The following is a 21,513-nucleotide window of genomic DNA, read 5'->3' on the forward strand; positions in this document are numbered from 1 at the left end:
CCCGGTCCACATGGTCGAGCAGGTGAACCGGATGGTCCGCGCCCGGCGTGAGTTGACGGTGTCGCTGGGTCGGGAGCCCACTGTCGCCGAGGTGGCCCGCGCGCTCGACGTGCCGGAGTTCCAGGTGATCGAGCTGATCTCGTACGACCGGGAGCCGGTGAGTCTGGACCAGGCTGTCGGCGAGGACGGTGAGAGCGCCCTCGGTGACTTCGTCGCCGCCGTCGATCCGGCCGCTGGGCCCGGCGACGCCGCCGCCGCTGGCGAACTGCGCAACGAGGTGAGCATCGTGCTGGCCACGCTCTCGCAGCGGGAGCAGGCCGTGATCCGGTTGCGGTTCGGCCTCGACGACGGTCGGCAACGCACCCTGGACGAGGTGGGCCGGGAGTTCGGCCTCTCCCGGGAACGGATCCGGCAGATCGAGAAGGTGACCCTGCTCAAGCTGCGTGCCCCGGAGCGGGCGCAGCGGTTGGAGGCGTACGCCTGCTGAGCTGAGCGTTCGACCATCGGCCCCGGCGGTTCGCCGGGGCCGATGCGTGCGCGCCCCCTTGACGTGCGGACGCCAAGCCGATAGAAACCTTCTGGTTATCAAACCGGAAGGTTATATGAAGTGCTCACTGACTTGGACGCCACCTTCGCAGCTCTCGCCGACCCCACCCGGCGTGCCATACTCGCCCGGCTGGCGTACGGCGAGGCAACCGTCACCGAACTCGCCGCACCCTTCGCGATGAGTCAACCGGCCGTCTCCAAACACCTGCGCGTGCTGGAACGTGCCGGACTGGTCAGCCGGGGACGAGACGCCCAACGACGTCCATGCCGCCTCGAAGCCGCGCCGCTGCGTGCGGCCACCGCCTGGCTCGCCGCCTACCGCGAGCACTGGGCCGAGCGCTACCAGCGCCTCGACACCCTGCTCGACGAGCTGCGTTCGGCCGAGGACGGGCAACTCGGCGCCGCAACGCCGGACGGTGGTGCGGCATCGTGATCGACGACCATCTGGTGGTCGACACGCCGGGCGATCGGGAGATCGTGCTGAGCCGGGTCTTCGAAGCACCGGCGCGGCTCGTGTTCGCCGCCTTCACCCGTCCTGACCTGATCGTCCGTTGGTACGGCGCACGCGGCTGGCAGCTGGTCGGCTGCGAGGTCGACCTGCGGGTCGGCGGGCGCTGGCGGTTCGAGTCGCAGGGCCCGGACGGGCAGCGGATGGTCCAACGCGGGGTCTATCGGGAGATCACCGCTCCGCAGCGGCTCGTCTGCACCGAACGCTTCGACGACCAGTCGTACCCCGGCGACACCCTGGTCAGCCACACGTTCACCGAGCTCGCCGGGCGGACCACCGTCACCACCACGCTGCGCTACGCCACCCCCGAGGGACGCGACGTCGCCCTGCGGTACCCGATGGTCCGTGGGATCACCGAAAGCTTCACCCGCCTCGCCGGACTGCTGGCGACGAGAACAGGAGGACAGCAATGAACTGGACGCTGGAAGTCGTGGTCGTACCGGTCTCCGACGTGGACCGGGCCAAGGCCTTCTATGCCGACCAGCTCGGTTTCGCCGTCGACCACGACACCGTGATCGGCGACGACGTACGCATCGTGCAGTTGACCCCACCCGGGTCGGGCTGCTCGATCGTCATCGGCAAGGGCGCCGTGCCGCAGATGCCACCGGGATCACTGAAGGGCCTGCAACTCGTCGTACCGGACCTCGCCAAGGCCCGCGCCGAACTACTCGAACGCGGCGTCGAGGTGAGCGAGATCCAGGTGCTCGGCGAGAATCCGCGTCCGGTGCCGGAGCCGCTGGACAATGTCGGCTTCGTCTTCTTCACCGACCCCGACGGCAACGCCTGGGCGGTGCAGCAGATCTCCAGCCGAGCCTGACCGGCCGCCCACTCACAATCGACGGGGGCCGGTGTCGGGGCGCGGCACGGCGGCGGAGCCGATCCGGACGTTCGCGTGCAGCACCGACAGACCATCGGGCCGGGCCAGCACCGGGTTCAACGTCAGCGCCCGAACCCGGGGCTGGTCGTCGGCGAGGCGACCGACCCGCAACAGCAGATCGGCCAGGGCGGCGCGATCGACCGGCGCGGCTCCCCGATGGCCACGAAGCAACGGTGCCGCCCGGGGCGCGTCGACCAGCTCGGCCGCGTCCCGGTCGGTCAACGGCACGGCTCGCCACGCCCGATCACCGAGCAGGTCCGTGGCGACCCCACCCAGCCCGAATCCAACCACCGGCCCGAACGCCGGATCCTCGACCAACTCCACGACACAGGCCACGCCGGGCGGCACCATCGGCTGCACCAGGACGTCCGAACCGAAGGCCGCCGACAGCTCCGCACAGGCGCGGCGCACGGTGGCGGCGTCCGGCAGGTCGAGGCGGACCGCACCGAGGTCGAGGCGGTGCCGCAATCCCGGGGCTGCGGCCTTGAGCGCCACCGGGAACCCGAGCCGGGTGGCCACCTCGACCGCCTCGTCGACCGACGAGACCGGCACCGACTCGACCACGTCGATGCCGTACGCGGCCAACAACGCCGCCATGTCGGTGTCGTCAGCCCGCAGCGCCGCCTGCGCCGCCGCCGGGTCGACGCCGGGCAGTTCCGGCAGGGTTCCGGTCGGCCGACGCAGCCATTGCGCGTACGCGGTGACCCGGGCCAGCGCCCGGACCGCCTCCTCCACGCTCGGGTAGGAGGGCATCCCGGCCGGGGCACGGCCGACCAGGAAGGTGGCCACCGCCGGCTTGCCACCGGAGAGCGCCGCCGGCAGGGCAGCGGTGAAATCGGCCTCGGTGCCGGTGAACTGGCCGGGCAGCGGCGGGGCGAAGAGCGCCACCAGCGCGTCGACCGCATCGTCGGCGGCGGCTCCGGCCAACGCCTCGGCGAACTCGGCCGCGCTGGCCCTCGGACCGACATCCCGCGGGTAGCCGTCGGCGACGGTGAGCCCCTGGGTTGCGCAGGCGGTGGCCGCGAGACCGGTCAGCGCCGAGGAGTTACCGACCACGCCGACCCGGTCACCGGCCGGCAGCGGCTGGTTGGCCAGCAGCACCCCGATGTCGAGCAGCTCACCGACGGTGTCCACCCGGATCACCCCGGACTGGGCGAACAGCGCGCTGACCGCCGTGGCGTCCGGGCCGGCGACGTCACCGACACCCGGCGGGCGGGCCGGCGAGGCCAAGGCCACCACCGGCTTGTCCCGGCCGATACGCCGGGCCAGCCGGGCGAACTTGCGCGGGTTACCGAAGGTCTCCAGGTACAGCATGATCACGTCGGTGCCGGGGTCGTCCTGCCAGTACTGCAACAGGTCGTTACCGGAGACATCGGCCCGGTTCCCGGCCGAGACGAAGCTGGACAGACCGAGCCCCCGCCGGTCCGCCTCCGCCAGCAGCGCCACACCGAACGCACCGGACTGGCTGAAGATGCCGACCCGGCCCGGCACCGGCAGGCGCGGGGCGAGGGTGGCGTTGAGGCGTACGCCCGGGTCGGTGTTGGCCACCCCCAGACAGTTCGGGCCGATCACCCGCATGCCCGCGGCGTGGGCCGCGCGGACCAGGGCACGCTGCGCGGCGGCGCCCTCGACACCAGCCTCGGCGAAGCCGGCGGAGATCACGACCAGGCCGTGCGCCCCGGCCGCCGCGGCGTCGGCGACCACCGACGCGGCGGCCTCCGGGGGCACCGCCACCACCGCCAGGTCGACCGGTAGCCCGGCGCCGGCCGCCGACGGGTACGCGGGCAGCCCGGCCACCCGCGCGGCGCTCGGGTGCACCGGCACCACCGACCCGGTGAACCCGCCATCGCGCAGGTGCCCGAGCACCGCGGCCCCCACACCCTGACCGGTGGCACTGGCACCGTAGACGGCAACGCCACGTGGGGCGAGCAGCCGGGCGACGGACCGCGCCTCGGTGCGATGCTCCCGCCCGCGCTGCACCTCCAGGGTCGTCTCGGTGGGCGCGATCGGAAAACTGAGGTGCACCACCCCGTCGGCGAACTGGCGCTGGATCTGGTACCCGAAGTCGGCGAAGACCCGCAGCATCTGCCCGTTGGCCGGGAGCACCTCGGCCACGAAGTTGACGATCCCGGCCCGGCGGGCGGCGTCGGCGAGATGCTCCATCAGCACCGATCCGATGCCCCGCCCCTGGTAGGCGTCCTCGACCACGAAGGCCACCTCGGCGTCGGGCGAGGCCGGGCCGAGCCGTTCGTAGCGGCCCACGGCGACGATCCGGTCGCCGGCCAGGACCACGAACGCCTCCCGGTCACGGTGGTCGACGTTGACGAAGCGGCGCAGATCCCGCTCCGGGATCCGCGGGTACGGCGAGAAGTAGCGCAGGTAGCGGGTGCGTTCGGAGAACCGGGAGTGCATCGCCACGATCTCGGGCGCGTCGGACGGCGCGATCGGTCGCAACTGGACCGTGCTGCCGTCGCTGAGCAGCACGTCCACGGTGTGTTCGGCTGTGGTCACCTCGGACGGCCCTCCCCGGCCGGCTCAGTCAGTCACGCGGATCGTGCGGGTCGAGGCCGAGCAGCGGGAAGACCGCCTTCCGGGTCGCCGCGATCGCCCGGTCCACCGGGCTCGGCTCCCCGGTGGGCTGCCACGGCTCGTAGCCCGGGTCGACGTCGTCGGTCATCCGCAGCGGTACGTCGAGGCCGGGCCGGCGGGCCGTGGCCAGTTCCCGCCAGGCCGGCGGGGTCAGCGTCGCCGGATCCAACGGCGCGCCGGTGGCCACCGCCAGCAGATGCGTCCAGGCCCGGGGCACCACCTCGACCAGGGCGTACCCGCCACCGCCGGTGGCCACCCAGCGTCCGTCGCACAACTCGTCGGCGAGCGCCCGCAACGCCAGGTAGGTGGCGCGCTGCCCGTCGACGGACAGGTGCAGGTCGGCCAGGGGGTCGACGCGATGGGCGTCCGCCCCGCACTGGGTGAACAGAAGTTGTGGGCGGAACGCCCGGAGGACCGACGGCACGACCGCGTGGAAGGCACGCTGCCAACCGGCGTCCTGGACCCCGGGCGGCAACGGGATGTTGACCGCGGTGCCGGCGGCGTTCGGGCCACCGGTCTCGTCGGGGAAACCGGTGCCGGGGAAGAGGGCGAGCGGAGTCTCGTGCAGGCTGACCGTCAGCACCCGGGGGTCGTCCCAGAAGATCTGCTGCACCCCGTCGCCGTGGTGCACGTCGATGTCGACGTACGCGATGCGCTCGGCCCCCAGGTCGAGCAGCCGGGCGATGGCCACCGCCGGGTCGTTGTAGACACAGAAGCCGGCGGCGCGAGCAGGCATCGCGTGGTGCAGGCCACCGGCGACGTTGACCGCCCGGCGGGCCGTACCCCGCCACACCGCCTCGGCCGCGATCACGCTCGCCCCGGCGACAAGCGCGCTGGACTCGTGCATCCCGTCGAAGACGGGATTGTCCGAAGTGCCCAGACCGAACCCGGCGAAGAGCGGGTCGCGCGGCGCGATCCGGACCGCGTCGAGGTAGCGCGGGTCGTGCACCCGGGTGAGCAGGTCGTCGTCGGCGGGCACCGGCGGCACCAGCCGCACCCCGGCCCGTTCCAGGATGCCCAGTTCCCGAGCGAGGGCGATGGTCAACTCCACCCGCACCGGATCGAGTGGGTGGTCACCGAGGTCGTAGGCGAGCAGCGACTCGTCCCACACCACCACCGTGTCGTCGGACATCTGCCCATGGTCGCACGAGGGCCGGTCGGCGGCCCGGCAGCCGGGCCGCCGACCGGTCACACGTTGCCCGCGGTCCGCGCCCGCCGGTCGCCGACGCGGTCGGTCAGGCGTCGGACCGGTCAGGCGTCGGTTCGGTGGCCACCGGTCGGTCCGGGTCGGCGACCCAGTTGCTCCACGAGCCGACGTAGAGCGCGGCGTCCGGGCGGCCGGCCAGATGCAACGCGAACACGGCCTGGGCCGCGGTCACCCCGGATCCGCAGTACGCCCCGACCGGCGCCTCGGCGGCCACGCCGGCAGCGACGAAACGGTCCCGCAGCGCCTCGGCAGCCGGGAAGCGCCCCTCGGCGACATACTCGGGGGCGGGCAGATTCACCGCGCCGGGGATGTGGCCGGCGACCGGATCGATGGGCTCGTGCTCGCCCCGGTAGCGGGGCGCGGCCCGCACGTCGATCAGGACACCGTCGCCGGCCGCCAGACGAGCGGCTGCCGCGGCGTCCAGCACCGGCAGGGCTCCCGGGCGAACGGTCACGTCACCCGGCCGCGGAGCGGGTTGGTCGGTGCTGACCGGCAGGCCGGCCGCCGTCCAGGCCGGGTAGCCGCCGTGCAGCAGCCGGACCGGTCGATGCCCCGCCCAGCGCAGCGTCCACCAGGCTCGGGCCGCCGACATGCCGTCGCCACCGTCGTACACCACCACGGGATGACCGGTCCGCACGCCGGCCGCCCGCAACGCCGCCTCCAGCGCGACCGGTTCGGGCAGCGGATGCCGCCCGGCCGGGCCGGGAGCGCCGCACAGCGCGGTGTCCAGGTCGACGAAGACGGCGCCCGGCAGGTGTCCCGCCAGGTAGTCGTCCCGTCCGGGTGCCCCGGCCAGACGCCAGCGGACATCGAGCAGGGTCGGCGGGTCGGTTCCTTCGAGTTCGGCGGCGAGCCGCTCGGCCTCGACCAGAAGATCGTCAGTAGCGGACATGGCCCACAGTCAACACCATGAGTGACATTCCCTACGGTTCGGCGACAGACGTCCGGGGCGCGGGAGGGTACCATCAAGGCTGGAGGGCCGCTGAAACCATGAAGTCTCACGACCTGGTCGATACGACCGAAATGTACTTGCGTACGATCCTCGAACTCGAGGAGGAGGGCGTGCCTCCGTTGCGCGCCCGGATCGCCGAACGCCTGCGCCAGAGCGGCCCCACGGTCAGTCAGACCGTCGCCCGGATGGAACGCGACGGCCTGCTCACCGTCGAAGGTGACCGGCACCTCAGCCTCACCGAGCAGGGACGCAGCGCCGCCGTCTCGGTGATGCGCAAACACCGGCTCGCCGAGCTGCTGCTGGTCAACGTGATCGGGATGCCCTACGAGGAGGCCCACGAAGAGGCCTGCCGCTGGGAGCACGTGATGAGCGACGCGGTCGAGAAGCGGGTCTACGACCTGCTCAACCGGCCGACCCGGTCGCCGTACGGCAACCCGATCCCGGGTCTGGACGAGTTGGGCTCGCCGGGCCAGGCCGAGCCCGAACCGATCGACGGCGAGCGAAACCTGGCCTTCCCCGGCCTGACCGGCACTGTCGTCGTACGCCGAATCTGCGAGAGCGTACAAACCGACGCCGAGGTGCTCCGTCAACTGCACGCGGCCGGCGTCGACCCGGGTGCCACGGTGACGGTCGCGCAGGAGCGCGATTCCGTGTCGATCGACCGCTCCGGCGAGAGCGTCCGGTTGCCCCGGGAGATCGCCTCCCGGGTCTTCGTCGCCGCCGCCTGACCCGAAGGCGGTCTCTCAGCTCACGTACGGGCAGTGGCGACAGCCCCGGCCGCAGCAGGTGCCGCGCCGGGCCAGGAATCCGGCCGTGAGGACGAACAGGCCGGTGTCCGGGTCGAGGTAGCCGGCGTCGCCCGCGGCCAAGGCTTCGGCGTGCGCGGTGAGGATGTGCTGCCGGCCGGGGTGATCGGGCGGCAACCGCGAAGGATGCGGCTCGGTCAGTGGCCGTGCCGCCAGGGGCCGTCGTTCTCCGCTCATCACCGGCAGTCTAGGTTTTCCCGAAGTCGATGAAGGAGACCTCATGGCCCAGTACGCAGTCGTGATCTACTCGCCGGCACCGGCCGATCCGATGGACCTCACCCCCGACTACGTCGCCCTGCTGGAGCGGTATCCCGCGCAGGTGGCCGAGCTGGGCGGGCAGATCGTGACGGGCTACGCCCTGCAACCGAGCACCACCGCCACCGCGGTACGCGGCGACCTCGTCACCGACGGCCCGTTCATCGAGGCCAAGGAGGTCGTCGCCGGGTTCTTCGTCCTGGAGGCGCCCGACCTGGACGCCGCTGTGCAGATCGCCAAGTTGAACCCGGCCACCATTCACGGCGGGGTGGAGGTTCGGCCGCTGTTCGAGCCGCCCGCCGAGTGAGCGACGGCGAGCGGACCGTCGTGCCGGCCACGGCAGCCGAGGTCGAACGGGCCGTCGCGGACGCGCACCGCCGCGAGTGGACCTTCGTGCTCGCCGCCACGGCGCGCGTCGCCGGTGACTTCGACCTCGCCGAGGAGAGCGTCCAAGAGGCGTACGTGGCCGCGCTCGGCACCTGGGGCCGGGACGGCGTACCGGAGCGGCCCGGCGCGTGGCTCACCGCGACGGCCCGCCGGAAGGCAGTCGACGTACTACGCCGACGGCAGGTGCTCCGCGCGAAACTGCCGCTGCTTGTGGAGCCGAACGAGGCCGAGCCGGACGTCCCGGACGAGGTGGCCGTGCCGGACGACCGGCTGCGTCTCGTCTTCACCTGCTGCCATCCGGCGCTCGCCCGGGAGGCGCAGGTCGCGCTCACCCTGCGCCTGGTCTGCGGCGTGAGCACCGCCGACATCGCCAGCGTCTTCCTGGTCCCCGAACCGACCATGGCGGCGCGCGTCACCCGCGCCAAGAAGAAGATCGCCGCCGCCCGGATCCCCTACCGGGTTCCCGAGGCCACCGAACTACCCGAACGGCTCGACCCGGTGCTCGCCGTCGTACACCTGCTCTACACCACCGGACACACCGCGCCCACCGGCGACGAGCTGCTCCGCGCCGACCTGGCCGACCGCGCGCTGCACCTGGCCCGGACGCTGGCGGCCCTGCTACCCGACGAGCCGGAGGTACGCGGGCTGCTCGCGCTGCTGCTGCTCACCGACGCACGCCGGGCCACCCGTACCGACGCCGAGGGCCGGCTGCTGCGGCTGGAGGATCAGGACCGTTCCGGTTGGGACCGGGACGCCATCGCTGAGGGGCGTCGCCTGGTGCTCGACACGTTCCGCACCGGACGCACCGGCCGGTACGCGCTGCAAGCCGCCATCGCCTCGCTGCACGCCCTCGCGCCCAGCTACGCGGCGACCGACTGGCCGCAGATCGTCAAGCTCTACGACATGCTGCTGGACCGCTGGCCCTCGCCGGTGGTGTCGTTGAACCGGGCGGTGGCGGTGTCGATGGTGGACGGACCGGCCGTGGCGCTCACCGAGGTCGACGCTCTCGCCCAGGACCCGCGGCTGGCCGGCTATCACTACCTGCCGGCGATCCGGGCCGACCTGCTGCGCCGGCTCGGCCGCGACGCCGAGGCGGCGCAGGCGTACCGGAATGCCCTGGATCTGGTCGACAACGATGCCGAACGCGACTTCCTCAGCACCCGTCTCAGCGAGGTCACCGCCCCCACAGATACTGGGCACGGCTAGCCGAACCAGGTGATCTCCTGCCCGTGTCCGCGCGTCCAGGCCAGCGGCTGCCCGTCGAGCGCGAGCACGTTGAGGTGCGCGTCGCTCGGTGGCTGTGGCAGTGCGGCGTACGGCAGCACGCTCGGCCCCTCGTTGGCGATCCAGTGGCCGGGCAGACGGCGTACCTCCTCGGCGAAGGCCGACCGGCGCGGCGTCGGCACCAGATAGAGCACGCTGGTGTGGAAGACCACCAGGGTGGCATCGGCCGGTGCCTGCGCGGCCAGCGCCGGCAGATCGTCGACCAGGTCACCACGAACCAGCAGCGGCGGGTCGGCGGCTGCGACGGCCGCCGCCGCCCGCAGCCGGTTCCGGCGGTGCTCGTGCTCCGGCCAGATCAGGGCGTCGAGCCAGGCCAGGTCAGCAGGATCGGTCACGTCGAGCGGATTCAGGTCCAGACCGGCTCGCCACACCACCTCCGGCCGGTGCTCCGGCGGCGTCAGGTTCGTGGCCACGCAGTTGAGCACCGGCTCCTCCGTGCCGATCAGGTGGCCACCGGGTGCGCTGCCGGTGTACCGGTACGCGTACCGGTCCGGGTAGAGGCAGAGACCGGCGGAGGCACCGACCTCCAGCAAGGCAACCGGCTGCGGAAGCGCCGCGAGCAACGGCAGCAGTACGGCGCAGCGACCGGCCTCGTTGGTTTGCGTGACCCGGGTACGGACCTCCGCCTCCACCGTCGACCAGTTGACCACCAGGTAGTCATGGAACGCGGCCGGTGCGTCGACCGGCCCGCCGAGCAGGCGTACCACGCCGAAGAGGAGGTTAGGCTGCTGCTTGGCCTCCGGCAGGGTGCCGAGCAGGCTGAGCAGTTCCTCGTCGCGGGACACCGCGTGGGCCAGCCGCTCGTACGAGGGAGAAACCCCGCGCGCCTCGCGTTCGGCGAACCAGACGTAGCGCTGAGCGATCCTCATGTGGTCGATCATCGCAACAAAGCCGTACCGGTAAGCGGTGACGTATATCGCGAAGTGCTGCCGATACGGTCGCGGGATGGACTGCTATGTGTGTCGCAGTGAGGAGCGGTTCGACGCACTGCCGCCGCGGGAACGCGTCGACGTCGACGAGCACTGGCGGGTGGTGCACGCGTTCGACAGCCGGCTACCCGGCTGGCTGGTGCTCGTACCCCGCCGGCACGTCACGTCGATTGCCGAACTGACCGACACGGAGGCGGCGGGCCTCGGCACCTGGCAGGTCCGGCTCTCCCGGGCGCTGACCGCCGTCACCGGCTGCGTGAAGACCTACGTCATGCAGTACGCCGAACAAGCCGGCTTCGCGCCGGTGCAGCCAATCTTGGTACGGAAGTGCCCCTGGAACGGCGGTTTCAGTCCAAGATCGCAAGAGACGAACGAGCCCCGGGCAATCCACCGCCCGGGGCTCGTTGCGTACTCGGTCAGCTGCAGCCGCTTGTGGAGCCGCAGCCCTCGCAGACGTAGCAGCTACCGGCCGGGCGCATCTTCGTACCGCAGGTGAAGCAGAGCGGCGCGTCGGCGGCCTTGCCGATCACGGCCTCCAGCAGCTCGGTGCTGGAACCGACCGGCGGTGCCGGCTTGACCGCGGCGACGTCGGCGAGTTCCTGGGCTGGCTGGGCGACCGTTCCGGCCTTCGGCTCCTCCGGCTTGGCCTCCACCGGGGCGGAGGCGGCCATCGCGGTCAGGTCCGCGCCGCTCGCCTCGGCCTCGGCCTCGGCGGCGAGCTGGGCGGCCCGCTCCTTGGCGGTAAAGATGCCCAGTTCGGCGCGGCGCTCGTAGGGCAGGAAGTCCAACGCCAGGCGACGGAAGATGTAGTCCATCACCGAGGCGGCCATCCGCACGTCCGGGTCGTCGGTCATACCGGCCGGCTCGAAACGCATGTTCGTGAACTTGCTGACGAACGTCTCCAGCGGCACGCCGTACTGCAGGCCGATGGAGATGGCCACCGAGAAGGCGTCCATCACCCCGGCCAGGGTGGAGCCCTGCTTCGACATCTTGAGGAAGACCTCGCCGAGGCCGTCGTCCGGGTACGACGAGGCGGTGAGGTAGCCCTCGGCCCCGCCCACGGAGAAGGAGATGGTCTCCGACGGGCGCTTCTTCGGCAGCCGCTTGCGCACCGGGCGGTACTCGACGACCTTCTCCACCACCGGCTCGACAGTGGTGGAGGTCGCCTCCGGCTCGGCGGCCTTCTTCTTCGCCGCCGACAGCGGCTGGCCGACCTTGCAGTTGTCCCGGTAGATCGCCAGCGCCTTCAGGCCGAGCTTCCAGCCCTCGAAGTAGATCTTTTCGACGTCCTCGACGGTGGCCTGCTCCGGCATGTTGACCGTCTTGGAGATGGCGCCGGAGATGAACGGCTGAACCGCCGCCATCATCCGCACGTGGCCCATCGGCGCGATGGAGCGCTCGCCCATCGCGCAGTCGAAGACCGGGTAGTGCTCCGGCTTGAGGCCGGGGGCGTCCACCACGTGACCCTGGTCGGCGATGTGCTCGACGATCGCCTCGACCTGCTCCTCCGGGTACCCGAGCGAGCGCAGGGCGCGCGGCACGGTCTGGTTGACGATCTGCATCGAGCCGCCGCCGACCAGCTTCTTGAACTTGACAAGCGCCAGGTCCGGTTCCACTCCGGTGGTGTCGCAGTCCATCATCAGGCCGATGGTGCCGGTCGGCGCGAGCACGCTGGCCTGGGAGTTGCGCCAGCCGTTCTTGTCACCGATCTTGTTGCCGAGCGTCCACTGCCTGGTGGCCTCGCGGACCAGTGCGGTGGCCACCGTGCCGGACGGCTTGATCTCGTCGTTGGCCGCGGCGTGCTTGCGCATCACCCGCTTGTGCGGCTCCGCGTTGCGGGCGTAGCCGTCGTACGCGCCGACGATGCCGGCCAGTTCGGCCGAGCGGCGGTACGCCGTGCCGGTCATCAGCGACGTGATCGCAGCGGAGAGCGAACGCCCCTGGTCCGAGTCGTACGGCAGGCCGGAGGCCATCAGCAGGGCGCCCAGGTTGGCGTAGCCGATGCCGAGCTGCCGGTACGCCCGGGTGGTCTCGCCGATCTTCTGGGTCGGGAAGTCGGCGAAGCAGATTGAGATGTCCATCGCGGTGATGACCAGCTCGACCGACCTGACGAACTTCTCCACCTCGAAGCCGCCGTCGGCGCGGAGGAACTTCATGAGGTTCAGCGAGGCCAGGTTGCACGAGGAGTTGTCCAGGTGCAGGTACTCCGAGCACGGGTTCGACGCGGTGATCCGGCCGGTCTCCGGGCAGGTGTGCCAGTCGTTGATGGTGTCGTCGTACTGGAGGCCCGGGTCGGCGCACTCCCAGGCGGCCTGGGAGATGGTGCGGAACAGGTTCTTGGCGTCGATGGTGTCGATCACCGCGCCGTCGAGCCGGCCGCGCAGGTCGAAGGTGCCGCTGTTCTCCACCGCCGACATGAACTCGTCGGAGACCCGGACCGAGTTGTTGGCGTTCTGGTACTGCACGCTGACGATGTCGGAGCCGCCGAGGTCCATGTCGAACCCGGCGTCACGCAGCGCCCGGATCTTGTCTTCCTCGCGCGCCTTGGTGACCACGAACTCCTCGATGTCGGGGTGGTCGACGTCAAGGATGACCATCTTGGCCGCGCGTCGGGTGGCGCCACCGGACTTGATGGTGCCGGCGCTGGCGTCGGCGCCGCGCATGAAGCTGACCGGACCGGAGGCGGTGCCGCCGGAGGAGAGCAGCTCCCGGGAGGAGCGGATCCGGGACAGGTTGACCCCGGAACCGGAGCCACCCTTGAAGATGAGTCCTTCCTCCTTGTACCAGTCGAGGATCGAATCCATCGAGTCGTCGACGGCGAGGATGAAGCAGTTGTGCACCCGCAGGTTGCCGGCCAGGAACTCGCCGCTCTCGGTCTGGATGTCGTAGACCTCCATCGACCCGATCGGCTCGATCCGGTCGATCTCCAGCCGCTTGACCTCCGCAGCGGGCCGGCCCGGCTTGGCGAAGCCCGCTTCGAGCTTGGCCATCTTCTCCGCGCCGACGAACCCGATGTGGGTGGCGAAAAGGTCCCGGTCGCCGTCGTTCTGGATGCGGACCGTCCACACGCCCTTGCGATCCGGACGCGAATCGGCCTTGAACGACACCCGGGAGAAGATCCCGAAGCGCAGCAACAGGCTCTGCACGCCCCGGATCAGCTCCTCCGAGATCATGTCCGCCGCGACGAGCGTGGACCGCTCGCGCGCCGAGACGTAGCCCTCGGCCTGAAAGATGCTGCGCAGGTACCCGGCGACGACCGGCAACGGCGCGGTGAACAGCCGCTGCGGCACCCGCATGTCGGTACCCCGGGTCAGCAGGTCCCACCTCTCCACAAACGGGCGAAGGTGCTCGCCGTAGAGGCGGATACGCCGGCAGTCGAGGTTCTGGTCCTGGGTGGTCACCGAGCGCTCCTTGCGGTGCGCGCCAGGGAACACCTCGTCGAGGGTGGTGGTGACCCAGTCCAGTTCGTCGTCGTTGACGGTCATCGCCTCGATCGTCAGCGACCGGTTGGTGCCCTCGGCGTACTGGCCGACGAAGCCGTCCGACTGCAACCAGCCGGCCAACGCGGCCTCGCGGACCTCGCGCAGCTCCAGTTCACTTTCGCCGTAGGCGTAGGTGCGGTGCCATTCGAGCTTGTCGCCCGGGTTGAGGGTGCCGGCCTCGACCCATTCACCGGTGCCGCTGCCCGTGCTCTTCCACACCACGTGGTCCGGCGTGACATCGAGCGTGTAGCCCGCCTTGGTGTGCAGTCGGAGGACGTCGCGCACCCCGTTCGCCTTGACGGCGACGATGCTGGTGAGGCCGGTGCCGTCGTAGACCTTGGCGCCGACGGCACCCTCTTCGACAAGCTTGCCGATCGGCACCAGCCCGCCGGGGGTGCTGACCAGCGAGTCGTACGGCAGGCAGGCGCTGACCTGCTGAGGCGAGGGGGTGCCGACGTTGAACCAGACCGGGGAGTTGAAGCTGAACACCTGGTGCAGCAGCATCCAGGTCAGCTCGTGCGCGAAGACCTCGGCGTCGGCCGGGGAGGCGAAGTAGCCGTACTCCTCACCTGCGGTGCGGTAGGTGGTGACCACCCGGTCGATCAACTGCTTGAGCGACCACTCGCGTTCCGGGGTCCCCACCGCGCCCCGGAAGTACTTGGTGGTCACGATGTTGGCCGCGTTGACGCTCCAACTCTCCGGGTACTCCACCCCCCGCTGCTCGAAGTTGATCGAGCCGTCCCGCCAGTTCGTCATCACGACGTCGCGGCGCTCCCAGGTGACCTCGTCGTACGGGTGCACCCCGGGGGTCGTCCAGACCCGCTCGACCTTGAGCCCCGCGCCTGCCTTGCTTCGTGACCTGCTTGTTGTCACACCGTCCCCCGGCATCTCATCCGCCCCCTCGTCCGCACGGGTCCGCCGCGCGATCCGACTGTCACTGCTACTGCTGAAAAATCACTGCGCGCTGGCCGGCTCGGCGCCGGCAGCCTCTCGGGCACGCGCGGCGGCCCGTAGCGTCTCGATCTCCCGCTCGAAGTCGGCGAGCGAGTCGAACGACCGGTAGACGCTGGCGAACCGCAGGTAGGCGACCTCGTCCAGGTCCCGCAGCGGGCCCAGGATGGCCAGCCCCACGTCGTGGCTGGGGATCTCGGCTGCCCCCTTGGCCCGGACGGTCTCCTCGACCCGCTGCGCCAGCAGCGCGATCGAGTCCTCGTCGACCGGCCGGCCCTGACACGCCTTGCGCACCCCGCCGATGATCTTCGTCCGGCTGAACGGCTCGGTCACGCCGCTGCGCTTGACCACGGCGAGCACCGCCTCCTCGACGGTGGTGAACCGCTTGCCGCACTCGGGGCAGGATCGCCGCCGCCGGATCAGCTGGCCGTCGTCGGCCTCGCGCGAGTCGACCACCCGGGAGTCGGCGTGCCGGCAGTACGGACACCGCATCGCCCGACCTCCTCGATCGACCACGGGCCCGACCGCCCCGCCCTCCGGGCACGCCTCGGTAAGCCGGAGCCATCCCCGCAGGATGGTCGCCGGCTCGGCGGTACGGGAGTGCGGTCGGTAGTCGAACCCAACCTGTAGGCAACTTACGCCCATGTGACTACTACATCTAGGGGTCGACCGTATGCCGCCGACGATCCGGGGTCAAGTTGGTCGGCGTGTCCGGCGCGTCACCCGAAACCCCACCCGCACCACCCGCTCTCCGCAACCGGAGAACCCAACGCGGACTGGGCCACGCCGGTTACCGCCAGCCCTTCGCGAGCATCGACAATTCACACCCACTCGAACACCCGTACTATTTATCAGTACGGAGCCACGGCCGTGCTGATTTTCCGCATCGACACGCAGTGGAAGGTCGTACAGATGTTTGAAAAAGACCGATCTCACCTATACGGTCATGAACAACCGGAGGTGACCATGGTCGACCCACCGGTCATTAGATCACCGTGCGCACCACGAGCCGCCGAGGCACTCAGCGCCGACCAGGGAGGACGGACGTGACCGAGGACCGGGCCAACCGGCCACAGAGCCCGCAGCAGAGCGTCGAGGCGGGCCCCCCGGCCGCCCGACGCCGGAGTGTCGCCCGTGCCCGCTCCGGCCAGCCGGCCGTGCGTCCGGTGACGCCGGTGGTCAGCAGCTTTCCCGACCCGGCGACGGTCGACCTGACCGCCCGGCAGCGACGCATCCTGGATTTCATCCGCACCTGGGTGGAGCGTCACGGCTACCCGCCGAGCGTGCGCGAGATCGGTGAGGCGGTCGGGCTGGTCTCCCCGTCCAGCGTCGCCTACCAGCTCAAGGAGCTGGAGAAGAAGGGTTTCCTCCGCCGCGACCCCAACCGGCCCCGGGCGGTCGACGTCCGCTCCCCGAACGACGTCGACGACGAGCTGACCCGCTCCCAGCGGCCCACCCCGGCCTATGTTCCGATGCTCGGCCGCATCGCCGCCGGTGGGCCGATCCTCGCCGAGCAGTCGATGGAGGACGTATTCCCGCTGCCGCGCGAGCTGGTCGGCGAAGGTGAGGTCTTCATGCTCCAGGTCAAGGGCGACTCGATGCTCGACGCGGCGATCTGCGACGGCGACTGGGTGGTCGTCCGCCAGCAGCCGACCGCGGACTCCGGCGAGATCGTCGCCGCCATGCTGGACGGCGAGGCGACGGTGAAGACCTACCGCCGACGTGACGGTCACGTCTGGCTGATGCCGCAAAATCCGGCCTTCGACCCGATCCCCGGCGACGACGCCACCATCATGGGCCGGGTGGTCGCGGTGCTACGCCGCATCTGACTCGACGATCCACGACCGGTACCGGCCCGATGCCGGTACCGGTCAGGTCAGTACCGGTCGCCCCGGTAGCCGTAGTTGCCGCCGCGCACCTGCCCGTACGGCCCGTTGTCGTCCTCCCGGTAGCGCCCGGAGCGTCGTCCCCGGTAGTCCGGCTCAGCCGGGCCACCACGCCGGGGTGGTTCCGCGCGCCCTCCCCCGCCGGGCTGTCCGCCGCCGCGTGCGCCACCGCCTCCGTAGACACCGCCGCCGGGGCGTCCGCCACCGCCGGACGCTCGACCGCCTCCCGGCCTCCCGCCGTAGACCGGAGCACCTTCACCGCCGGGCCGGCCGCCGCCGTAGACGCCTCCGCCGCCCTGCCCCGGCCGAGCACCGTTGCCGGCGGCCGGTCGGCCACCGCCGCCGTAGACGCCGCCCGGGCGCGCGCCACCGCCGGGCCGCTCGCCAGCCGGCGAGCCCCCGTAGACGCCACCGGCCGCTGCCCCGCCGTACACTCCGCCACGGCCCCGGTCCTGGGCGGGGCCGAAACCGTCGCCCTTACGCTTCGCGGCGTCGTCGTCGCCGTCGCGGTTCCTGCCGGCTGGCGCCGGGCGCTTGCGGGCGCGCAGGATTCCGAAGATGCCCGCGCCGACCAGCAGGGCTCCGAGCACGCCGACCGCGGCGATCAGGTACATGATGTCGGTCGGGGTCAGCCCGTCGAGGAACGACTGCCCGGACTTCTGCGCCGCGTCGGGATCATCCGCCAGGGCCTTCGGCCCCTCTTTGGACGGGGTGTAGCTGAGGATGTTGACGGGGTCGTCCTCCTCCAGGTGGCCGGCGTCGGAGACGGTCAGGAAGGTCTTCCCGTCGGTCGAGTAGGCGATCGCCTCGCCGAAGGGGTCGGCGAGGGCGGTGACCCGGGGGGTGGCCGTGGTGAGGGCGGCGACAATGTCGCCGTTGGAGACGTCGTACTCGAAGGCGTCGGCGTAGGTGCGCAGGACCACCCGCGAGCCGTCCAGGGAGCGGGCCGCGCCGGTGATCGCGACTCGTCCGAAGGTGCTCAGCGGATTCTCGGTGTCCGTCCTCGGCAGTTCGATGTCGCCGAGCTTCTTCATCGGGACGGGCTGGGTGTCACCGGTCTTGAGCGGCCCATCCGGGGTGAAGATCTCGGCCTTGCCGGCGGTGACCTTGGTGATGATCAGGGGCAGCTTGTCGTCGCCGATCAGCAGCGCCTCGGCATCGCGCGGCTTGCCGTCCGGGTACGACAGCCGATGCAGCTTCGGTTGGCTGCCACCGCCGATCGGCATGCTCCAGACCGCCACCCGCTCACGGCGGTCGCGGCTTGTCACGTTGTCGCCGGTGTCGGCGATCCACAGCGTCTTGCCGTCCGGTGAGACGGCGAGATCCTCGGTGTCGAAAGGACCTGCGCCGGAGTAGGGGACCTCGCGAACGACCTGGCAGTCCTTGTTGAGATAGAAGACCTGCTTGCGGTCGTTCTGCTCGGTGCTGTCGTTGATGACGACGTAGCCGTTCTTCGTCGCCACCAGGCCGGACAGCTCACGCAGCCGGGAGTCGGTGACCGAGCACTGCTTCTTGCCCGCCGCCGTGACCGGCGGCCCCACCACGGCGGCCGGGGGGGCCGCCAGCACGGGAGATGCTGCCTTGGCGGGTGTCGGGCCGGGCGCGGCGAGCGCGGCACCGGCGACCGCCACGGTGGCCCCGACCAGGCCGAGGGCAACCGTGACGGAGGAAACAGTGCGGAGCATGAAAGAAGTGTCGCATGCCGCAGGTTTCCGTCGGGTGACGCGGCAGTGCGGCCACCACCGACAATTACCGCGTGATACCGGCCGCCTGCGCCGTGTCGGCGTACGGCACCAACTCGGCCGCGAGTGCCTCGTTGACCCGTACGTGCAGCATCGTCCCTTCGGGCAGGTGGGCGGTGCTGAGCACCTCGCCCTGCCGGTGCAGCCGGGCCACCAGGTCACCCCGGTCGTACGGCAGCACCACGCGCATCTCGACCGCCGGGCGGGGCAGCCGCCGCTCGATCGCCTCGCGCAGTCCGTCGATGCCGCGACCGCGATGCGCGGAGACGAAGACCGCCTCGGGCCAGAGCCGCTTGAGTCGGAGCAGGGTCTCCTCGTCGGCCGCGTCGATCTTGTTGACCACCAGCAGCTCGGGCAACCGATCGGCACCGACCTCGCCGAGCACCTCGCGGACGGCCCGGACCTGCTCCTCCGGGTCGGGGTGGGCACCGTCGACCACGTGCACCACCAGATCCGCCTCGGCGACCTCCTCCAGCGTCGACCGGAACGCCTCGACGATCTGGTGCGGCAGGTGCCGGACGAAGCCCACGGTGTCGCTCAGGGTGTAGACCCGTCCGTCGGACGTGGTGGACCGGCGGGTGGTCGGATCGAGCGTGGCGAACAGGGCGTCCTCCACCAGCACGCCCGCCCCGGTCAGGCGATTCAGCAGGCTGGACTTTCCGGCGTTGGTGTAGCCGGCGATCGCCACCGCGGGCACCGCGTTGCGGGTGCGGCGGGCGCGCTTGGTCTCGCGTACCGTCCGCATGGCCTTGATCTCCCGGCGGAGCCGGGCGATGCGGTGGCGGATGCGCCGTCGGTCGGTCTCCAGCTTGGTCTCACCGGGGCCGCGGACGCCGACGCCGCCGCCGGCACCGCCGCCCCGGCCCGACCCACCGGTCTGCCGGGACAACGTCTCACCCCAGCCACGCAGCCGAGGCAGGAGGTATTCCAGTTGGGCCAGCTCGACCTGCGCCCGGCCTTCCTTGCTCTTGGCGTGCTGAGCGAAGATGTCGAGGATCAGCGCGGTGCGGTCGACCACCTTGACCTTGGTGCGCTGCTCCAGGTTACGCAGTTGGGACGGGGACAGCTCACCGTCGCAGATCACCGTGTCGGCGCCGGCGGAGAGCACCACCGAACCGAGGTCGTCGACCTTGCCGCGACCGATGTAGGTCGCCGGGTCGGGACGGTTGCGTCGCTGGATGAGCCCTTCGAGCACCTGCGAGCCGGCGGTCTCCGCCAGCGCGGCCAGTTCGGTGAGGGAGTTCTCCGCGTCGGCCTGGGTGCCCTCGGTCCAGACGCCGACCAGAACCACCCGCTCCAGCCGGAGCTGTCGGTACTCGACCTCGGTGACGTCGGTCAGCTCGGTGGAGAGACCGGGGACCCGTCGTAGCGCCTGCCGTTCGGAAAGCTCGTACTCGCCGGTGGTGGCGTCGAGCTCGTCGTCGGGGATGGAAACGTAGGTCTCCTGGTCTCGCAAGCGATCTCTCCTGTCCGTTCTGTGCACGTACCGAGTAATCCTGACATGTGTCAACGCCCGCTGCACCTGGTATATGCCCGCCCGCCGATCGGCGAGAGCGGGGGCGGCTGCCGGCTGCCCGGGGCGGGCGAGTAGAAATGCGGACGAGCCGTTCAGCGCCGACGGAGGGACCTGCGTGGCCACGACCCGACTGCCCAGTGCCGGATTCTCGATCACGATCCGGATCGCCGTGCCCGCCGACGCCTCCTCGATCGGCCGGCTCACCACGTCGGTGGGTGAGGCCGGGGCGATCGTCACCGCGCTGGACGTGGTCGACTCCGATCCGACGAACGTGATCGTCGACCTGACCTGCGACACCGCCGACGCCGGTCACGCCGACCAGGTGGTCGACGCGCTGAGCGCGCTCGACGGCGTGGACGTGCGCAAGGTTTCCGACCGTACCTTCCTGCTGCACCTCGGCGGCAAGATCGAGGTGAGTCCGAAGGTCGCCCTGCGGAACCGGGACGAGCTGTCGCGCGCGTACACCCCCGGGGTGGCCCGGGTCTGCCAGGCGATCGCCGACAACCCGGCGGACGCCCGGCGGCTGACCATCAAGCGCAACACGGTGGCGGTGGTCAGCGACGGCTCGGCCGTGCTGGGGCTGGGCAACCTCGGTCCCGCCGCCTCGCTGCCGGTGATGGAGGGCAAGGCGGCGCTGTTCAAGCGCTTCGGCGGGGTGGACGCCTGGCCGGTGGTGCTCGACACGCAGGACACCGACGAGATCGTCGCCATCGTCAAGGCCATCGCGCCCGCGTACGGCGGGATCAACCTGGAGGACATCGCCGCGCCGCGGTGCTTCGAGATCGAGGCCCGGTTGCGCGAGGCGCTGGACATCCCGGTCTTCCACGACGATCAGCACGGCACCGCCATCTGCGTGCTGGCCGCGCTGACCAACGCGCTGCGCGTGGTGGGCAAGCAGCTCGCGGACGTACGGGTGGTCGTCTCCGGCGCGGGCGCCGCCGGCACTGCGATCATGAAGCTGCTGCTGCGCCAGGGTGTCGGCGACATCATCGCGTACGACCGGCAGGGCGCCCTGCACCGTGGGCAGACCGATCTCAACCCGGCCTGGCGGTGGCTGGCCGAGAACACCAACCGGGACGGCTACTCGGGTGACCTGCCCGGTGCGCTCGCCGGCGCCGACGTCTTCATCGGGGTGAGTGCCCCGAACCTGCTCACCGGCGACGACATCGCCACCATGGCGAAGGACGCGATCGTGTTCGCGCTGGCGAACCCGGACCCGGAGGTCGACCCCCGGGAGGCGCGCAAGCACGCCGCGGTCGTCGCCACCGGCCGCTCCGACCAGCCGAACCAGATCAACAACGTGCTCGCCTTCCCCGGCGTCTTCCGCGGCATGCTCGACGCGCACGCCGAGGAGTTCACCGAGGAGATGGCGATCGCCGCCGCCCGGGCCATCGCGGACGTGGTGGGCGAGGAAAAGATCAATCCCACGGTCATCGTGCCCAGCGTCTTCGACTCCCGGGTCGCTCCGGCGGTCGCCGCCGCCGTACGCGCCGCCGCCCAGAACCCCACAGTCACCCCACCGCCCGCCGCCGACCCCGGCCCGGCCGACCTGCCCGAGATCGCCGCCTCCGCCTCCGCCACCCCCTGACGGACCTC

At 71.1% G+C, this 21,513-nt stretch carries 17 protein-coding genes and 3 pseudogenes; 9 read left to right on the forward strand and 11 right to left on the reverse strand.

What is annotated here, in order from left to right; all coding sequences use genetic code 11:
* From Vse01_RS22500 to Vse01_RS22515, 4 genes are all read left to right on the forward strand, one after another.
* Nucleotides 1-487 (forward strand): sigma-70 family RNA polymerase sigma factor (locus Vse01_RS22500; RefSeq protein ID WP_204019261.1); only part of this gene is annotated, 487 nt, incomplete at its 5' end.
* A gap of 120 nt (nucleotides 488-607) precedes the next feature.
* A complete protein-coding gene (locus Vse01_RS22505; RefSeq protein ID WP_093410288.1) occupies nucleotides 608-979 on the forward strand; it encodes an ArsR/SmtB family transcription factor in 372 nt (123 codons plus the stop codon).
* On the forward strand, nucleotides 976-1,467 hold the full coding sequence (locus Vse01_RS22510) for an SRPBCC family protein (RefSeq protein ID WP_093410286.1): 492 nt from the start codon (nucleotides 976-978) through the stop codon (nucleotides 1,465-1,467). The genes Vse01_RS22505 and Vse01_RS22510 overlap by 4 nt, the downstream gene beginning before the upstream one ends.
* On the forward strand, nucleotides 1,464-1,871 hold the full coding sequence (locus tag Vse01_RS22515) for a VOC family protein (RefSeq protein ID WP_093410284.1): 408 nt from the start codon (nucleotides 1,464-1,466) through the stop codon (nucleotides 1,869-1,871). Before Vse01_RS22510 ends, Vse01_RS22515 begins: the two co-directional genes overlap by 4 nt.
* Nucleotides 1,872-1,883: 12 nt before the next feature.
* On the opposite strand, the gene Vse01_RS22520 is transcribed toward Vse01_RS22515, so the two are convergent.
* The 3 genes from Vse01_RS22520 to Vse01_RS22530 form a co-directional block, all read right to left on the reverse strand.
* Nucleotides 1,884-4,442, reverse strand: coding sequence for a bifunctional acetate--CoA ligase family protein/GNAT family N-acetyltransferase (locus tag Vse01_RS22520; RefSeq protein ID WP_093410282.1), 2,559 nt, complete (start codon nucleotides 4,440-4,442; stop codon nucleotides 1,884-1,886).
* 28 nt (nucleotides 4,443-4,470) lie between these two features.
* Nucleotides 4,471-5,652 (reverse strand): acetoin utilization protein AcuC, encoded by a 1,182-nt coding sequence (locus tag Vse01_RS22525; RefSeq protein WP_093410279.1) that lies wholly within the window; start codon nucleotides 5,650-5,652, stop codon nucleotides 4,471-4,473.
* A gap of 103 nt (nucleotides 5,653-5,755) precedes the next feature.
* Entirely contained in the window at nucleotides 5,756-6,619 is an 864-nt protein-coding gene (locus Vse01_RS22530) for a sulfurtransferase (protein WP_093410277.1), read from the reverse strand.
* 98 nt (nucleotides 6,620-6,717) lie between these two features.
* Between Vse01_RS22530 and Vse01_RS22535 the strand changes: the two genes are divergently transcribed.
* Nucleotides 6,718-7,407 (forward strand): iron-dependent transcriptional repressor DtxR, encoded by a 690-nt coding sequence (locus Vse01_RS22535; protein ID WP_093410274.1) that lies wholly within the window; start codon nucleotides 6,718-6,720, stop codon nucleotides 7,405-7,407.
* A gap of 15 nt (nucleotides 7,408-7,422) precedes the next feature.
* Here the strand turns inward: Vse01_RS22535 and Vse01_RS22540 are convergent, their stop codons facing one another.
* Nucleotides 7,423-7,662 (reverse strand): C1orf53 family protein, encoded by a 240-nt coding sequence (locus tag Vse01_RS22540; protein WP_093410272.1) that lies wholly within the window; start codon nucleotides 7,660-7,662, stop codon nucleotides 7,423-7,425.
* 43 nt (nucleotides 7,663-7,705) lie between these two features.
* On the opposite strand from Vse01_RS22540, the gene Vse01_RS22545 reads away from it, so the two are divergent.
* Together Vse01_RS22545 and Vse01_RS22550 are read left to right on the forward strand one after the other, a co-directional pair.
* On the forward strand, nucleotides 7,706-8,047 hold the full coding sequence (locus Vse01_RS22545; RefSeq protein WP_093410269.1) for a YciI family protein: 342 nt from the start codon (nucleotides 7,706-7,708) through the stop codon (nucleotides 8,045-8,047).
* Nucleotides 8,048-8,133: 86 nt separating this feature from the next.
* Entirely contained in the window at nucleotides 8,134-9,333 is a 1,200-nt protein-coding gene (locus tag Vse01_RS22550) for an RNA polymerase sigma factor (protein WP_198413259.1), read from the forward strand.
* On the opposite strand, the gene Vse01_RS22555 is transcribed toward Vse01_RS22550, so the two are convergent.
* The 5 genes and pseudogenes from Vse01_RS22555 to nrdR all read right to left on the reverse strand — a co-directional run bounded on the left by Vse01_RS22555 (nucleotide 9,330) and on the right by nrdR (nucleotide 15,265).
* Nucleotides 9,330-10,280 carry a DUF2332 domain-containing protein gene (locus Vse01_RS22555; RefSeq protein WP_093410425.1) on the reverse strand — a complete coding sequence of 317 codons (951 nt, stop codon included), beginning with the start codon at nucleotides 10,278-10,280 and terminating at the stop codon, nucleotides 9,330-9,332. The genes Vse01_RS22550 and Vse01_RS22555 overlap by 4 nt on opposite strands.
* Before the next feature lie 476 nt (nucleotides 10,281-10,756).
* Nucleotides 10,757-13,183 (reverse strand): annotated as a pseudogene (locus Vse01_RS29720) (vitamin B12-dependent ribonucleotide reductase); the annotation flags it as partial.
* Between the two features lie 177 nt (nucleotides 13,184-13,360).
* A pseudogene (locus Vse01_RS29725) lies at nucleotides 13,361-14,242 on the reverse strand (LAGLIDADG family homing endonuclease); the annotation flags it as partial.
* Nucleotides 14,243-14,710: pseudogene (locus tag Vse01_RS29730) on the reverse strand (vitamin B12-dependent ribonucleotide reductase); the annotation flags it as partial.
* Nucleotides 14,711-14,776: 66 nt separating this feature from the next.
* Entirely contained in the window at nucleotides 14,777-15,265 is a 489-nt protein-coding gene (gene nrdR, locus Vse01_RS22575) for a transcriptional regulator NrdR (protein WP_093410262.1), read from the reverse strand.
* A 554-nt stretch (nucleotides 15,266-15,819) separates the two neighbouring features.
* Here nrdR and lexA point away from each other — a divergent pair.
* The gene (gene lexA, locus Vse01_RS22580; RefSeq protein WP_093410259.1) at nucleotides 15,820-16,602 is read left to right on the forward strand and encodes a transcriptional repressor LexA; all 783 of its coding nucleotides are present in this window, start codon (nucleotides 15,820-15,822) and stop codon (nucleotides 16,600-16,602) included.
* Nucleotides 16,603-16,649: 47 nt separating this feature from the next.
* Here lexA and Vse01_RS22585 read toward each other — a convergent pair whose 3' ends face one another.
* Complete coding sequence (locus tag Vse01_RS22585) at nucleotides 16,650-18,344, reverse strand: beta-propeller fold lactonase family protein (protein ID WP_093410256.1); 1,695 nt, start codon at nucleotides 18,342-18,344, stop codon at nucleotides 16,650-16,652.
* Nucleotides 18,345-18,408: 64 nt separating this feature from the next.
* Nucleotides 18,409-19,857, reverse strand: a complete 1,449-nt coding sequence (gene hflX, locus Vse01_RS22590) for a GTPase HflX (RefSeq protein WP_093410254.1) — start codon at nucleotides 19,855-19,857, stop codon at nucleotides 18,409-18,411.
* A gap of 175 nt (nucleotides 19,858-20,032) precedes the next feature.
* On the opposite strand from hflX, the gene Vse01_RS22595 reads away from it, so the two are divergent.
* Nucleotides 20,033-21,505: an NAD-dependent malic enzyme gene (locus tag Vse01_RS22595; RefSeq protein WP_093410252.1), complete on the forward strand. Its 1,473-nt coding sequence runs from the start codon at nucleotides 20,033-20,035 to the stop codon at nucleotides 21,503-21,505.
* The last annotated feature ends 8 nt before the right edge of the window (nucleotides 21,506-21,513 follow it).

The organism is Micromonospora sediminimaris (genome assembly GCF_016863575.1).
Classification (GTDB): domain Bacteria; phylum Actinomycetota; class Actinomycetes; order Mycobacteriales; family Micromonosporaceae; genus Micromonospora; species Micromonospora sediminimaris.

Excerpts from the sequence above, each read along its gene's own strand:
- Vse01_RS22515 (WP_093410284.1), top strand. The coding sequence starts at position 1,464 with ATGAACTGGACGCTGGAAGTCGTGGTCGTACCGGTCTCCGACGTGGAC.
- Vse01_RS22530 (WP_093410277.1), bottom strand. The coding sequence starts at position 6,619 with ATGTCCGCTACTGACGATCTTCTGGTCGAGGCCGAGCGGCTCGCCGCC.
- nrdR (WP_093410262.1), bottom strand. The coding sequence starts at position 15,265 with ATGCGGTGTCCGTACTGCCGGCACGCCGACTCCCGGGTGGTCGACTCG.
- Vse01_RS22545 (WP_093410269.1), top strand. The coding sequence starts at position 7,706 with ATGGCCCAGTACGCAGTCGTGATCTACTCGCCGGCACCGGCCGATCCG.
- Vse01_RS22585 (WP_093410256.1), bottom strand. The coding sequence starts at position 18,344 with ATGCTCCGCACTGTTTCCTCCGTCACGGTTGCCCTCGGCCTGGTCGGG.
- Vse01_RS22540 (WP_093410272.1), bottom strand. The coding sequence starts at position 7,662 with ATGAGCGGAGAACGACGGCCCCTGGCGGCACGGCCACTGACCGAGCCG.
- Vse01_RS22535 (WP_093410274.1), top strand. The coding sequence starts at position 6,718 with ATGAAGTCTCACGACCTGGTCGATACGACCGAAATGTACTTGCGTACG.
- Vse01_RS22555 (WP_093410425.1), bottom strand. The coding sequence starts at position 10,280 with ATGAGGATCGCTCAGCGCTACGTCTGGTTCGCCGAACGCGAGGCGCGC.
- Vse01_RS22525 (WP_093410279.1), bottom strand. The coding sequence starts at position 5,652 with ATGTCCGACGACACGGTGGTGGTGTGGGACGAGTCGCTGCTCGCCTAC.